The sequence below is a fragment of the Amycolatopsis sp. NPDC003861 genome, from assembly GCF_053605405.1.
In genome coordinates this window covers 1-12,740 of record NZ_JBSGJD010000270.1, presented here as the reverse complement: position 1 = coordinate 12,740, position 12,740 = coordinate 1, and the positions used below count along the sequence as shown (strand labels likewise).

Annotated in this window: 13 protein-coding genes; 7 read left to right on the top strand and 6 right to left on the bottom strand. The window is 69.6% G+C overall.

Features of this window, described 5'->3' with window-relative positions; translation table 11 throughout:
- Positions 1–120: 120 nt before the first annotated feature.
- Genes ACWEVN_RS40720 through ACWEVN_RS40705 form a run of 4 tightly spaced genes read right to left on the bottom strand, consistent with a single transcriptional unit; the run spans position 121 to position 3,966 of the window.
- Positions 121–1,266, bottom strand: a complete 1,146-nt coding sequence (locus ACWEVN_RS40720) for an Mrp/NBP35 family ATP-binding protein (protein ID WP_452054851.1) — start codon at positions 1,264–1,266, stop codon at positions 121–123.
- A 10-nt stretch (positions 1,267–1,276) separates the two neighbouring features.
- Positions 1,277–1,777, bottom strand: coding sequence for a DUF1003 domain-containing protein (locus tag ACWEVN_RS40715; RefSeq protein ID WP_378195216.1), 501 nt, complete (start codon positions 1,775–1,777; stop codon positions 1,277–1,279).
- On the bottom strand, positions 1,770–3,047 hold the full coding sequence (locus ACWEVN_RS40710; RefSeq protein WP_449687930.1) for a magnesium transporter MgtE N-terminal domain-containing protein: 1,278 nt from the start codon (positions 3,045–3,047) through the stop codon (positions 1,770–1,772). Before ACWEVN_RS40710 ends, ACWEVN_RS40715 begins: the two co-directional genes overlap by 8 nt.
- A 10-nt stretch (positions 3,048–3,057) precedes the next feature.
- Complete coding sequence (locus ACWEVN_RS40705) at positions 3,058–3,966, bottom strand: aminoglycoside phosphotransferase family protein (protein ID WP_452054850.1); 909 nt, start codon at positions 3,964–3,966, stop codon at positions 3,058–3,060.
- Between the two features lie 95 nt (positions 3,967–4,061).
- Between ACWEVN_RS40705 and ACWEVN_RS40700 the strand changes: the two genes are divergently transcribed.
- Positions 4,062–4,946, top strand: a complete 885-nt coding sequence (locus ACWEVN_RS40700) for a slipin family protein (protein ID WP_452054849.1) — start codon at positions 4,062–4,064, stop codon at positions 4,944–4,946.
- On the opposite strand, the gene ACWEVN_RS40695 is transcribed toward ACWEVN_RS40700, so the two are convergent.
- Positions 4,943–5,662 carry a DUF4190 domain-containing protein gene (locus ACWEVN_RS40695; RefSeq protein ID WP_452054848.1) on the bottom strand — a complete coding sequence of 240 codons (720 nt, stop codon included), beginning with the start codon at positions 5,660–5,662 and terminating at the stop codon, positions 4,943–4,945. The genes ACWEVN_RS40700 and ACWEVN_RS40695 overlap by 4 nt on opposite strands.
- Before the next feature lie 97 nt (positions 5,663–5,759).
- Complete coding sequence (locus tag ACWEVN_RS40690; RefSeq protein WP_449687926.1) at positions 5,760–6,170, bottom strand: DUF4190 domain-containing protein; 411 nt, start codon at positions 6,168–6,170, stop codon at positions 5,760–5,762.
- A gap of 141 nt (positions 6,171–6,311) precedes the next feature.
- Here ACWEVN_RS40690 and ACWEVN_RS40685 point away from each other — a divergent pair, with 141 nt between their 5' ends.
- The 6 genes from ACWEVN_RS40685 (at position 6,312) to ACWEVN_RS40660 (ending at position 12,697) form a co-directional block, all read left to right on the top strand.
- Positions 6,312–7,508: an acyl-CoA dehydrogenase family protein gene (locus ACWEVN_RS40685; protein WP_452054847.1), complete on the top strand. Its 1,197-nt coding sequence runs from the start codon at positions 6,312–6,314 to the stop codon at positions 7,506–7,508.
- Between the two features lie 112 nt (positions 7,509–7,620).
- Positions 7,621–8,145 carry a general stress protein gene (locus ACWEVN_RS40680; RefSeq protein WP_043784321.1) on the top strand — a complete coding sequence of 175 codons (525 nt, stop codon included), beginning with the start codon at positions 7,621–7,623 and terminating at the stop codon, positions 8,143–8,145.
- Positions 8,146–8,387: 242 nt separating this feature from the next.
- Positions 8,388–9,710, top strand: a complete 1,323-nt coding sequence (locus ACWEVN_RS40675; protein ID WP_452054846.1) for an ABC transporter substrate-binding protein — start codon at positions 8,388–8,390, stop codon at positions 9,708–9,710.
- Positions 9,707–10,678 (top strand): carbohydrate ABC transporter permease, encoded by a 972-nt coding sequence (locus ACWEVN_RS40670; RefSeq protein WP_449687923.1) that lies wholly within the window; start codon positions 9,707–9,709, stop codon positions 10,676–10,678. The genes ACWEVN_RS40675 and ACWEVN_RS40670 overlap by 4 nt, the downstream gene beginning before the upstream one ends.
- Positions 10,678–11,517, top strand: coding sequence for a carbohydrate ABC transporter permease (locus tag ACWEVN_RS40665; protein WP_310970805.1), 840 nt, complete (start codon positions 10,678–10,680; stop codon positions 11,515–11,517). The genes ACWEVN_RS40670 and ACWEVN_RS40665 overlap by 1 nt, the downstream gene beginning before the upstream one ends.
- Positions 11,518–11,521: 4 nt before the next feature.
- The gene (locus ACWEVN_RS40660; protein ID WP_449687922.1) at positions 11,522–12,697 is read left to right on the top strand and encodes an ABC transporter ATP-binding protein; all 1,176 of its coding nucleotides are present in this window, start codon (positions 11,522–11,524) and stop codon (positions 12,695–12,697) included.
- The last annotated feature ends 43 nt before the right edge of the window (positions 12,698–12,740 follow it).

Below are 12,740 nucleotides of genomic sequence, written 5' to 3'. Positions count from 1 at the left end.
GCACCGAACGCCACATTGGGTGCGTTCAACGCACCGAACGCCACATTGGGTGCGTTCAACGCACCGAACGCCACATTGGGTGCGTTCAACGCACCCAACGCCACATTGGGGCGCTCGGGGCTAGCGGCCCGCCGGGGTCACGTTCAGCATCATCCCCGCCAGCCCGCGCGCCCGGACCGACAGCTTCTTCGCCACATCGCTCAACACCACCGAAGCCGGGGCCTCCGGCTCCGACAGCACGATCGGCGTGCCCGCGTCCCCCTGGGTGACCACCCGCGGGTCCATCGGGACCTGGCCCAGCAGCGGCACCTCGGACCCGATCGACTTGGACAGCGAGGAAGCCACCGTCTCGCCGCCGCCGGAGCCGAACAGCTCGAGGCGAGAACCGTCCGGCTGCTCCAGCCACGACATGTTCTCGATGACCCCCGCCACGCGCTGACGCGTCTGCAGCGCGATCGCACCCGCGCGCTCCGCCACCTCGGCCGCCGCCTGCTGCGGTGTCGTCACCACCAGGATCTCCGCGTTGGGGATCAGCTGGGCCACCGAAATCGCGATGTCGCCCGTGCCCGGGGGCAGGTCCAGCAGCAGGATGTCCAGATCGCCCCAGAACACGTCCGCCAGGAACTGCTGCAGCGCCCGGTGGAGCATCGGGCCGCGCCAGACCACCGGGGTGTTGCCCGGGGTGAACATGCCGATCGAGATCACCTTCACGCCGTGGGACTGCGGCGGCATGATCATCGTGTCGACCTTGGTCGGCTTCTCGCGGGCGCCCAGCATGCGGGGGATCGAGTGGCCGTAGATGTCCGCGTCCACGACACCCACCGACAGCCCGCGCGCGGCCATCGCCGCCGCCAGGTTGACCGTCACCGACGACTTGCCCACGCCGCCCTTGCCCGACGCCACGCAGTACACCCGGGTCATCGAGCCCGGCTGTGCGAACGGGATCACCGGCTCGGCCACGTCGCCGCGCAGGGACTTGCGCAGCTCCGTGCGCTGCTCGTCGCTCATCACGTCCAGCTCGACCCGCACGTCGACGACGCCCGGCAGCTTCGACACGGCCTCGCGCGTGTCGTTGGTCAGCGTCGCCTTCAGCGGGCAGCCGGCCACCGTGAGGTAGATGCCGACCGTGACCACGCCGTCCGGCGCCACCGCCACGTCCTTGACCATGCCCAGGTCCGTGATGGGTTTCCGGATCTCGGGATCTTGCACGCTCTTCAGCGCGCTGCGGACGTCGTCGACGCTGGGGAGCTGCTGCGTACTGGTCACCCCGTCCATGTTACGAGCCGGTAGGAGTGCGGGACTTCCTGGGCTGGATGGACAGGTCCTCGCGGAGCCGGTCCAGCTCGGTGCGGAGGTAGTCGCGCGTCGCCACTTCGCCGATCGCCAGCCGCAGCGCCGCCAGCTCCCTGGCCAGGTATTCCGTGTCCGCCTTCGTCTGGGCCGCGCGGTTGCGGTCTTCCTCCAGGGAGACGCGGTCGCGGTCGTCCTGGCGGTTCTGCGCCAGCAGGATCAACGGCGCCGCGTACGCCGCCTGGGTGGAAAAGGCCAGGTTGAGCAGGATGAACGGGTACGGGTCCCACTGCAGCGAAACCGCCGTGATGTTCAGCACGATCCACACCACGACGATCAGCGTCTGCCAGAACAGGTACTTCCCGGTGCCCAGGAACCGGGCGATCCGCTCGGTGAACCGCCCGAACGAATCCGGGTCGATGTTCAGCCTGAACCGGTTCTGGCCGCGGGGCTGGTCGAGCCGCCGTCCCGAAGTCAGCTCAGGCACGGTCTTCCTCCAAGGTGTCGTGCAGCCCGGTCTCCCGCCAGTCCTCGGGCAGCAGGTGGTCGAGGACGTCGTCGACGGTCACCGCGCCGATCAGGTGGTCCTCGGTGTCGACGACCGGCCCGCAGGTCAGGTTGTAGGCCGCGAAGTAGCGGGTGACCTCGGCCAGCGACGCGCCCGGTTTCAGCGGCGGCAGCCCGGTGTCCACGGCACTGGCCACCAGCTCGGCCGGCGGCTCCCGCAGGAGCCGCTGGAAGTGGACGACGCCGACGTAGCGCCCGGTCGGCGTCGCGGTCGGCGGGCGGCAGACGAACACCATGCTGGCCAGCGCCGGCGGCAGTTCGGCGTTGCGGATGTGGGCCAGCGCCTCGGCGATCGTCGTGTCCGGGGTCAGCACCACCGGCTCGGGCGTCATCAGGCCGCCCGCGGTGTCCGACGAGTACTCCAGCAGCCGCTTGACCGGCGCCGACTCCTCCGGCTCCATCAGCTCCAGCAGCCGGCTCTGGTCGGCCGGGGCCAGCTCGGCCAGCAGGTCGGCCGCGTCGTCGGGGTTCATCGCCTCCAGGACGTCGGCCGCGCGCTCCTCGGCCAGGTAGGCCAGCAGCTCCTTCTGATCGTCGTCCGGCAGCTCCTCGATGACGTCGGCGAGGCGCTCGTCGTCCATCGCGTCGGCGACTTCGTGCCGGCGCTTGAGCGGCAGGTCGCGCACGGTGGCGGCGATGTCCGCCGGCCGCATCGTGTCGAACAGCATCAGCAGCTGGCCCGCGCCCTGGGGCTGGGCGCCCAGGTCGGCCAGGCCCAGCCCGGCCACCTCCGACCAGGGCAGCACCTGCATCGCGGCGCGGCGGCGGCCCAGTCCGACCCGCCGCTCGCGGATGGCCAGCTTGGCGAGCACCCAGTCCCGGGTGCGGGTCGGTTCCATCCCGGCGTCGACGACGGTGATCCGCGTGTCCGACCCGGCCAGCGTCGCGTGCGCGTCGAGCAGCTGGCCGAGCACCAGCACCTCGTTGGGGCGCTGGGTGAACTGGCGCATGTTGACCGAGCCGGTGGCGAGCGTCACCGCGGACGGCTCGATCGAGGTGACCCGCAGCATCGGGACGAAGACGCGGCGCCGGGTGCTCAGCTCGACGACCAGGCCGAGGATCCGCGGCGGTTGCGCGTCCAGGCGCAGCCCGGCCACCAGGTCGCGGACCCGGCCGATCGACTCGCCGTCGGGGCCGAATACCGGCAACCCGGACAGCTGAGCTGCGAAAACCCTGTTGACCCCGGCCATGCCGCTGACACTATCGGCTGGCCGCCCATGGAGCGATTTCCGCCACTGTGACGAAGGCCGGGTCGTCGCTGTCTTCGCCCGTCTCCGCGAACTCTTCGATCATCCAGATCCAGTTCTGCACTGCCCGCACGAGCGTCCAGGCCCGCGCTTGCGAAGCATCCAGCTCGTGCGAAGCGACGATCAGCGCGAACCGTTCGTCCAGTGTGGACTCGGTGAACCGGTTCCAGAACAGCGGGATGACCCCCCACTCGAGGTCACCGGCCAGCGGCTTCGGGTCGATGACGAGCCACGGCTCGCGGGTGCCGGCCAGGACGTTCTCGAAGTGCAGGTCCTCGTTCACCAGCGAGTCACCCGCCGACGGCCCGAGTTCGCGGCAGATCGCGACGGCGTCTTCGACCAGCCGCTTCTCGAACGGTTCGCCGAGTTCGGCCCAGCGGCGGGGGAGTTCCTCGGCCAGCCGCGCCGCCTCGGCCCGCAGCCGCCGCCGCATCGACGCCGGCGCCGGGACGGCCAAACGCTGCGCCAGGCCGCCGATGAGCGGGATCGCCGAGCGCAGCGGGAGGTCGTCGAGGGTGCGCCCGGCGTCGAGCCGTTCGAGGAGCAGGACGCCGTCGTCCGGCGCGGATTCCAGCAGCAGCACCGCACCCCGGCCGGCCCATGTGGACAGTGCGAGCGGCTCGTCGGCGGACTCCTCGTCGCGCCAGCCCAGCTTCAGCACCACCGGCGTGCCGTCGGGCAGGCGCGCGGGCTGCACCACGCCGACGTAGCCGTGCATCGCCTCGCCCTCGAACGTCAGGCTCCACTTCCGGGCGTACTCCGCGGCGAGCTCCGGCAGGGCAGCGAGCCAGGGGACCGCCTCCGGCCCGAGCACCTTCGGTGCGCGGGCGGCGAACAGCGGGGGGATGCGAAGGTCGGTCACGGCTCCAGCCTGGCAGCCGCGTCCAGCGCATTTCGTCAGCTGCCGGGCGGGCGTACGCTGGGCTTTCAAGGGGAAACGCAACCCCGGGAGCTGCCATGGTGGTGGAGATTCTCAGCGCCGTCGTCCTCGCGGGCGGGGTCTGGCTCGCGTCGAGCGTGCGCGTGGTGAAGCAGTACGAACGCGGGCTGATCTACCGGTTCGGGCGGGTGCGGTCCCGCGTCCGCGAACCCGGGCTGGCGGTGCTCGTGCCGTTCGCGGACCGGCTCCAGAAGGTCAACATGCAGATCGTGACCATGCCGATCCCGGCCCAGGACGGCATCACCCGCGACAACGTCACGGTCCGGGTGGACGCGGTCGTCTACTTCAAGGTCATCGACCCGGTCGTCGCGGCGGTCAACGTGCAGGACTACCGGTCGGCGGTCGGCCAGGTCGCGCAGACGTCGCTGCGCTCGATCATCGGCAAGAGCGAGCTCGACGACCTGCTGTCGAACCGCGAGCGCCTCAACGAAGGCCTGGAGCTGATGATCGACAGCCCGGCGCTGGACTGGGGCATCCACATCGACCGCGTCGAGATCAAGGACGTCGCGCTGCCGGAGGCGATGAAGCGCTCGATGTCGCGGCAGGCCGAGGCGGAGCGGGAACGGCGCGCGCGCGTCATCTCCGCCGACGGTGAGCTGCAGGCGTCGCACAAGCTCGCGCAGGCCGCGGCGACGATGGCCGACACCCCCTCGGCGCTGCAGCTGCGGCTGCTGGAGACCGTGGTGCAGGTGTCGTCGGAGAAGAACTCGACGCTGGTGCTGCCGTTCCCGGTGGAGCTGCTGAGGTTCCTCGACGCGCAGACACCGAAGGCGGCCCCGGCCCCGGCTCCGAAGGCCGAGCCCGAGCCCGAGCCCGAGCTCACCGAAGCGAAGCCGGAGGTGAACGGCCACGCGACACCGTCGCCGCGCAGCCCCGGCGACGCGGTGCTGCCGGCGGACTAGTTCAGGTAGCCGTTCGTGCCCAGGATGATCAGGGTGGTGAAGAAGCCGACCCACAGCGCGATCACGACGTAGCCGACGATGACGGCGGCCGTGGCCAGCCCGCGGCCGCCGGCCTCGCCGCGGTTGGTCTTGCTCAGCGCGATGTGGCCCATGATCAGCCCGGCGATCGCGGTGACACCGGAGCAGAAGCCGAGGATCGAGCACACGAGCGCGCCGATGGCCAGCGCGTTGTCCTGCGTGCGCGGCGCTGCGTACGGCTGCCCGTACGGCGCGGGCTGGCCGTACGGTGCCGGCGACGCGTACGGCTGCCCGTAGCCCGGCGGGTACGGCTGCTGGTAGGCCGGCTGCCCCGGGGGCGCGAACGGCGTGCCGGGGATGTAGGCCGCCGGCGTCTCGTACGCCCCGGGCGGCAACTGGCCGGGCTGCTGCGCGGCGACGGTCGTGTCCCAGGTCGGCTGCTCCGCGGCGACGGTGGTGTCGGCGGCGGCCGCGGGAGCGTCGGTTGCCGGGACGTCGGCCGCGGTGGCCGCCTCGGGTGCGGCCGGGGCCTCGGGCGTGGTGTCGTCCGGCGTCGCCGCGGCGATCGTGGCGTCGGGCGACGGCGGGTCGTAGTTCTCCGGCTGGTACGGCGCCGGGTCCGCCGGGGCCGGCGGGTCGTAGGACGCCGCGGTCGGGTCGGCGGCCGGGCGGTCCTTGTCCCCGGTCGGGTCGGTCATGACGGATCCCCTCGGTGCGGGTGGGAGGCCGGCGGCGCGGCGGAATTGTCGGTGGTCGCCGGTAGAGTCGAAAACGGGGGGCGCCCCGGCGGCCCGGTCAGCTCCAGGAGTCGAGGAAGCCGAGGGCGAACCCGAGGGCCACGAGCGCGATGTTGAGCGCGATCCCCACGTACCCCACGATGATCGCCGCCATCGCCACGCCCTGGCCGTCCGCTTCGCCGCGCTTGGCCTTGCCGTGGGCGATGTGGCCCATGACGATGCCCGCGATGGTGATCAGGAAGCACAGGAAGATGCCGAGGATCGAGCAGATCAGCGCGCCCACCGCCAGCCCCGAGCCCTCCCGCGGCTGCCCCGGCATCCCGGGGTAGCCCGGGCCCGGCGGGTACTGCGGGTAGCCGCCGCTCGGGTACTGCTGGCCGTAGCCGGGCTGGCCGTACCCGGGCTGCTGGTAGCCGCCCGAGGGTGGCTGCTGGCCGTACGGGTTGTTCGGATCCTGCGGGTAAGTCATGATCTCTCCCCTCCCCGCCGCACTTTACGGTGCCGGACCCGCTGAGCGTGAGCGCCCTCATAGCAGCGTTGCGGCTTTGGAGTCATACTCACCGGTAACCCAGCGCCGGGAGCGGCGTCGTACTCCGGAAAGGGAGCCGTGATGGCCCGTCTCGCCCAGACCGCCGGCCTGACCGACGTGCAGTCGGAGATCCTCGCCACCGTCCGCCAGTTCGTGGACAAGGAGGTCATCCCGCACGCCCAGGAGCTCGAGCACGCCGACACCTACCCCGCCGACATCGTCGCGGGCATGAAGGAGATGGGCCTGTTCGGGATCACCATCCCGGAGGAGTACGGCGGGCTCGGCGAGTCGCTGCTGACCTACGCGCTGGTCGTCGAGGAGATCGCGCGCGGCTGGATGAGCGTGTCCGGCGTGATCAACACCCACTTCATCGTGGCGCACATGATCTCCCGCCACGGCACCGAGGCGCAGAAACGGCACTTCCTGCCGCGGATGGCCACCGGCGAGGTCCGCGGCTCCTTCTCCATGTCGGAGCCCGACCTCGGGTCGGACGTCGCCGCGATCAAGACCAAGGCGAAGAAGACCGACGACGGCTACGTCATCGACGGCTCGAAGATGTGGCTGACGAACGGCGGGTCGTCCAACCTCATCGCGCTGCTGGTGAAGACCGACGAAGGCGCGGAGAAGCCCCACCAGAACCTGACGACGTTCCTGGTCGAGAAGCCCGAGGGCTTCGGCGAGGTGGCGCCCGGGCTGACCATCCCCGGCAAGATCGACAAGATGGGCTACAAGGGCGTCGACACGACCGAGGCGGTCTTCGACGGCTACGAGATCGGCGCCGACATGGTCCTCGGCGAAGCGCCGGGCAAGGGCTTCGCGTACATGATGGACGGTGTCGAGGTCGGCCGCGTGAACGTCGCCGCGCGCGCGTGCGGCATCGCGATCCGGGCGTTCGAGCTCGCGGTGGAGTACGCCCAGCAGCGCAAGACGTTCGGCAAGGCGATCGCCGAGCACCAGGCCGTGGCGTTCAAGCTGGCCGAGATGGCGACCAAGGTCGAGGCGGCGCACCTGATGATGGTGAACGCGGCCCGCCTCAAGGACTCCGGCGCGCGCAACGACGTCGAGGCCGGGATGGCGAAGCTGATCGCCTCCGAATACTGCGCGGAGGTCACGCAGGACGCGTTCCGCATCCACGGCGGTTACGGGTACTCCAAGGAGTACGAGATCGAGCGGCTGATGCGCGAGGCGCCGTTCCTGCTCATCGGCGAGGGCACCAGCGAGATCCAGAAGACGATCATCAGCCGCGGCCTGCTGCGGGAGTACAAATCGCGGTCCTGACGGACGTTTGTCGCTCTGTCGACAATTGACCGCCCGGCCTTTCGGGGTAAGCGGCTCGCACGGTCCGGGCGTTCTTGACAAGATGGACGCCCGGACAACGAGTGCGCAGGTGATGATGGTGAGTAGTCCCTTTGGCGGGGGGCGGGCGCCCGGTGGCCTGCCGCGGCTGCCGACCCCGCCGACCGGCTGGCCGATCGGGTCGTACGCGACCTACGGCGAAGCGCAGAAGGCGGTCGACTTCCTCGCCGACAGCGAGTTCGCCGTCGGCGACGTCACGATCGTCGGGGTCGACCTGATGCTCGTCGAGCGCGTGATCGGCAAGCTCAGCTGGGGCCGGGTGCTCGGCACCGGCGCGGTGTCCGGGGCCTGGTTCGGCCTGTTCGCCGGGCTGCTGCTCGGGTTGTTCGTCAACCAGGGCTTCGCGCTGCAGGTGCTCACCGGGCTGGTGCTCGGCGTGCTGTCCGGGCTGATGTTCGCCGCGATCGGGTACAGCATGTCGCGGGGCCGCCGGGACTTCTCCTCGGCGAGCCAGCTCGTCGCCGGCCGCTACGACGTCCTGTGTCAGCCGCGCTCGGCCGAACGGGGCCGGGAACTGCTCGCCAAGCTGGCCCTTAAACCGCCCTCCGCGAACCCCTGAAAAACCCCAGTTCCACCTGCGAAGAATCACGTTTCGGCGCGCGATCCGCTGGATCGTTACCGATACTGCTTGCGGGGTGTGATCGCCCGGCATAAGTTGGCCGACACCAGTCGGGCGGCCTCGCCCCGCAGCGCGGCGGCCCGAGCACTAGCACGTCGGGGTGCTGGCGCGGTTTCGCCTCATCGCGTCGCGGTGCCACCGGGTACCGCGGTAACCGGCGTGCACGCGGGTGAGGAGGCCTTATGGGGAAGAGGATCGGCGCGGGCAAACGAGGACGGTCGCCCGGCCGCACCGCCGTCCTGCTGGGGGCAGGGGCATTGGTGACCGGCATGCTCGCCGGGTGCGGGACGAGTTCCGGGCTGAAGATCAACATCTACATGTCGCCCGAGGACAACTTCCAGAAAGTGGTCGACGGCTGCAACCAGAAGGCGGCCGGCAAGTACGAAATCGTCTACAACAAGCTGCCCCGCGGGGCGGACGACCAGCGGCTGCAGATGGCGCGCCGGCTGGCGGCGGGTGACACCGCCATGGACATCCTGGGCCTCGACGTCACCTGGGTCTCGGAGTTCGCCGAGGCCGGCTGGGCCGAGGAGTGGACCGGCCAGAACAAGGCGGAGGCGTCGCAGGGCGTCCTGCAGGGGCCGCTCGACACGGCGACCCACAACGGGAAGCTGTACGCGGCCACGAAGAACACCAACGTCCAGCTGCTGTGGTACGACGACCGGCTGACGCCGAAGCCGCCGGCCACCTGGGACGAGATGATGCAGGAGGCCCAGCAGCTCAAGGGCCAGGGCAAGCCCTACCAGATCGTCTTCACCGGCGCGCAGTACGAAGGCCTGGTCGTCTTCTACAACACGCTGGTCGCGTCGATGGGCGGGCACATCCTGTCCGACGACGGCAAGTCCGTCGTGATGGACGACGGCGCGGTGAAGGCCCTGGAGCTGCTCAAGAAGGTCTCGACCTCCGGGCTCACCGACCCGTCGCTGAGCAACCAGAAGGAAGACGACATCCGGCAGGCGTTCCAGCGCGGGCAGGCCGCGTTCCAGCTCAACTGGCCCTACGTCTACGCCGCCTACGCCAAGGACAAGAAGGCCGACCTCCCGCACTTCAAGTGGGCGGTCTACCCCGAGGCCCAGGCCGGCATGCCCGCCCGGACCACCATCGGCGGGTTCGACCTGGCGGTGAGCACGTACTCGCAGCACAAGCCGGAGGCCTTCGAGGCGGCGCTGTGCCTGCGCAGCCCGGAAAGCCAGAAGATCTCGGCGATCAACGACGGCGTGCCGCCGAGCATCGAATCCGTGTACCACAACGACGTTCCGCTCGACCCGGGCAAGCCGGCTTCGGCCGACAACCCGAACATGGCGATCCAGTACCCGATGCGCGACGCCATCCTCGCCGCGCTGAAGACCGCCGCGGTGCGCCCGCTGACCCCGGCGTACCAGAACGCCTCGACGGTCATCTCGAAGATCCTTTCGCCGCCGTCGGACATCGACCCGCAGGCCACCGCGGCCAAGCTGCGCGAGCAGCTCGGTGACGCGCTCCAGTCGAAGGGAGTGATCCCGTGACCGTCCAGGACTCGACCCCGGCCGAGACCGCCGGGGCGACCGTCGCCGGCGAGACGACGTCGCACAAGAAGGGCAAACCCGCCCTGTCCGAGGGGAAGAAGGCCGAGCGGCGGCTCGGGCTGTGGCTGTGCGCGCCCGCGTTCATCGTGATGATCGCGGTCACCGGCTACCCGATCCTGTACTCGTTCTGGCTGTCGCTGCAGCGGTACGACCTGCGCTTCCCGGCGCAGCAGGAGTTCATCGGCTTCGAGAACTACGGTGCCGTGCTGTCCAGTTCGTACTGGTGGACGGCGTTCGGGACGACGATGTTCCTGACCGTCGTGTCGGTGGCCATCGAGTTCGTGCTCGGCATGGCGCTGGCGCTGATCATGCACCGGACGCTCGTCGGCCGCGGCCTGGTCCGCACCGTCGCGCTGATCCCGTACGGCATCGTCACGGTCGTCGCGGCGTTCTCGTGGTACTACGCGTGGACGCCGAAGACCGGCTACCTGGCGAACTTCCTCGCCACCGACGCGGCCCCGCTCACCGAGCAGTGGCCGTCGCTGTTCATCATCATCGGCGCCGAGGTGTGGAAGACCACGCCGTTCATGGCGCTGCTGCTGATGGCGGGCCTGGCGCTGGTGCCGGACGACCTGCTCAAGGCCGCGGCGATGGACGGCGCGACCGCGTGGCAGCGGTTCACGAAGGTGATGCTGCCGGTGATGAAGCCGGCGATCCTGGTGGCGCTGCTGTTCCGCACGCTCGACGCGTTCCGCATCTTCGACAACATCTACGTGCTCACCAACGGCGCGCAGGACACCGGGTCGGTGTCCATGCAGACCTACGACAACCTGGTGAAGGGCCTCAACCTGGGCATCGGGTCGACGATGGCGGTGCTGATCTTCCTCACGGTGGCGATCATCGCCTTCATCTTCATCAAGGTGTTCGGCACGGCCGCACCGGGTTCGGACAACGGGGGTAAGCGCTGATGGCGATCGGAACCGTCACGACGGGCCGCAAGGTCAGGTGGGGCCTGGTCGACATCCTCGTGCTGGTGTTCGCGCTGGTGCCGGTGCTCTGGGTGGTTTCGCTGTCGTTCAAGACCAAGGACACGATCACCGACGGGGCGTTCATCCCGCAGTCGTGGACCTGGCAGAACTACGCGGACATCTTCCAGACGTCGGAGTTCCTGCTGGCGCTGGTGAACTCGATCGGCATCGCGATCATCTCGACCGTGATCGCGGTGGTGCTGGGCACGATGGCCGCGTACGCGGTGGCCCGGCTCGACTTCCCCGGCAAGCAGGTCCTCGTCGGGCTGTCGCTGCTGATCGCGATGTTCCCGCAGGTGTCGCTGGTGACGCCGCTGTTCAACATCGAGCGGAACATCGGGCTGTTCGACACGTGGCCGGGGCTGATCCTGCCCTACATCACGTTCGCGCTGCCGCTGTCGATTTACACGCTGTCGGCGTTCTTCCGGGAAATCCCGTGGGAGCTGGAAAAGGCGGCGAAGATGGACGGCGCCACACCGGCCCAGGCGTTCCGCCGGGTGATCGCGCCGCTGGCCGCGCCGGGCGTGTTCACCACGGCGATCCTGGTGTTCATCTTCTGCTGGAACGACTTCCTGTTCGCCATCTCGCTGACGTCGACCACGGCGTCGCGCACGGTGCCGGCGGCGCTGTCGTTCTTCACCGGGTCCTCGCAGTTCGAGGACCCGACCGGGCAGGTGTGCGCGGCCGCGGTCGTGATCACCATCCCGATCATTGTGTTCGTGTTGTTCTTCCAGCGTCGCATCGTGGCGGGGCTGACCTCCGGTGCGGTGAAGGGGTAGCGCTATGGCAGAGATCGTGCTCGACAAGGTGTCGAAGAAGTACCCCGACGGCGCCCTCGCCGTGTCCGAAGTGGACATGACCATCGCCGACGGCGAGTTCATCATCCTGGTCGGCCCGTCCGGCTGCGGCAAGTCGACGACGCTGAACATGGTGGCCGGCCTGGAGGACATCTCCTCCGGCGAGCTGCGGATCGACGGCCAGCGCGTCAACGAGAAGGCCCCGAAGGACCGGGACATCGCGATGGTGTTCCAGTCCTACGCGCTCTACCCGCACATGAGCGTCCGCGAGAACATGGCCTTCCCGCTGCGGCTGGCCAAGGTGGACGACAAGACGGTGAGGGCGAAGGTCGAAGAGGCGGCGAAGATCCTCGACCTGACCGGGCACCTGGACCGCAAGCCGGCCAACCTCTCCGGTGGCCAGCGGCAGCGCGTCGCGATGGGCCGGGCGATCGTCCGGAGCCCGAAGGCGTTCCTGATGGACGAGCCGCTGTCCAACCTGGACGCCAAGCTCCGCGGCCAGATGCGCACGTCGGTGTCGAAGATCCAGAAGCAGCTCGGCACGACGACGCTGTACGTGACGCACGACCAGACCGAGGCGATGACCCTGGGCGACCGGGTCGTGGTGCTGCGGGCCGGGTACGTGCAGCAGATCGGCTCGCCGCAGTTCCTCTACGACAACCCGGCGAACCTGTTCGTGGCCGGTTTCATCGGCTCGCCGTCGATGAACTTCGTCCCGGCGACGCTGGAGAACAACGAGCTGCGCAGTGCCCTGGGCACGACGCCGCTGACCGACCGCGTCCGGCAGCTGGTGGAGCGGGCGAACGCGCCCCGCGAGGTCATCGTCGGCATCCGGCCGGAGCACTTCGAGGACGCGGCGCTGGTCGCCGACAAGGGCAGCGGGGGGACGTTCACCGCGCACATCGACGTGCTCGAGTCGATGGGTTCGGAGAAGTTCGCCCACTTCACGGTCGAGGGCGAGACGGCGACGTCCGAGGAACTGGCGGAACTGGCCGCGGACAGCGGTTCGTCCGACGTCCCGGGCGCGGAGTCCCAGATCGTGGCCCGGCTGTCGGCGGAGTCGTCGGCGACGGAGAACGCGGACCTCGAAGTCTGGTACGACGCGGACAAGATCAAGCTGTTCGACCCGTCGAACGGCAAGAACCTCACCTACGAGGACTAGGTCTGCCGCGGCGGTCGTGAGTGGTAAGGCGGGTTAGAACCCG

Excerpts from the sequence above, each read along its gene's own strand:
- ACWEVN_RS40685 (WP_452054847.1), top strand. The coding sequence starts at position 6,312 with ATGGCCCGTCTCGCCCAGACCGCCGGCCTGACCGACGTGCAGTCGGAG.
- ACWEVN_RS40660 (WP_449687922.1), top strand. The coding sequence starts at position 11,522 with ATGGCAGAGATCGTGCTCGACAAGGTGTCGAAGAAGTACCCCGACGGC.
- ACWEVN_RS40695 (WP_452054848.1), bottom strand. The coding sequence starts at position 5,662 with ATGACCGACCCGACCGGGGACAAGGACCGCCCGGCCGCCGACCCGACC.
- ACWEVN_RS40680 (WP_043784321.1), top strand. The coding sequence starts at position 7,621 with ATGATGGTGAGTAGTCCCTTTGGCGGGGGGCGGGCGCCCGGTGGCCTG.
- ACWEVN_RS40675 (WP_452054846.1), top strand. The coding sequence starts at position 8,388 with ATGGGGAAGAGGATCGGCGCGGGCAAACGAGGACGGTCGCCCGGCCGC.
- ACWEVN_RS40665 (WP_310970805.1), top strand. The coding sequence starts at position 10,678 with ATGGCGATCGGAACCGTCACGACGGGCCGCAAGGTCAGGTGGGGCCTG.
- ACWEVN_RS40710 (WP_449687930.1), bottom strand. The coding sequence starts at position 3,047 with ATGGCCGGGGTCAACAGGGTTTTCGCAGCTCAGCTGTCCGGGTTGCCG.
- ACWEVN_RS40690 (WP_449687926.1), bottom strand. The coding sequence starts at position 6,170 with ATGACTTACCCGCAGGATCCGAACAACCCGTACGGCCAGCAGCCACCC.
- ACWEVN_RS40700 (WP_452054849.1), top strand. The coding sequence starts at position 4,062 with ATGGTGGTGGAGATTCTCAGCGCCGTCGTCCTCGCGGGCGGGGTCTGG.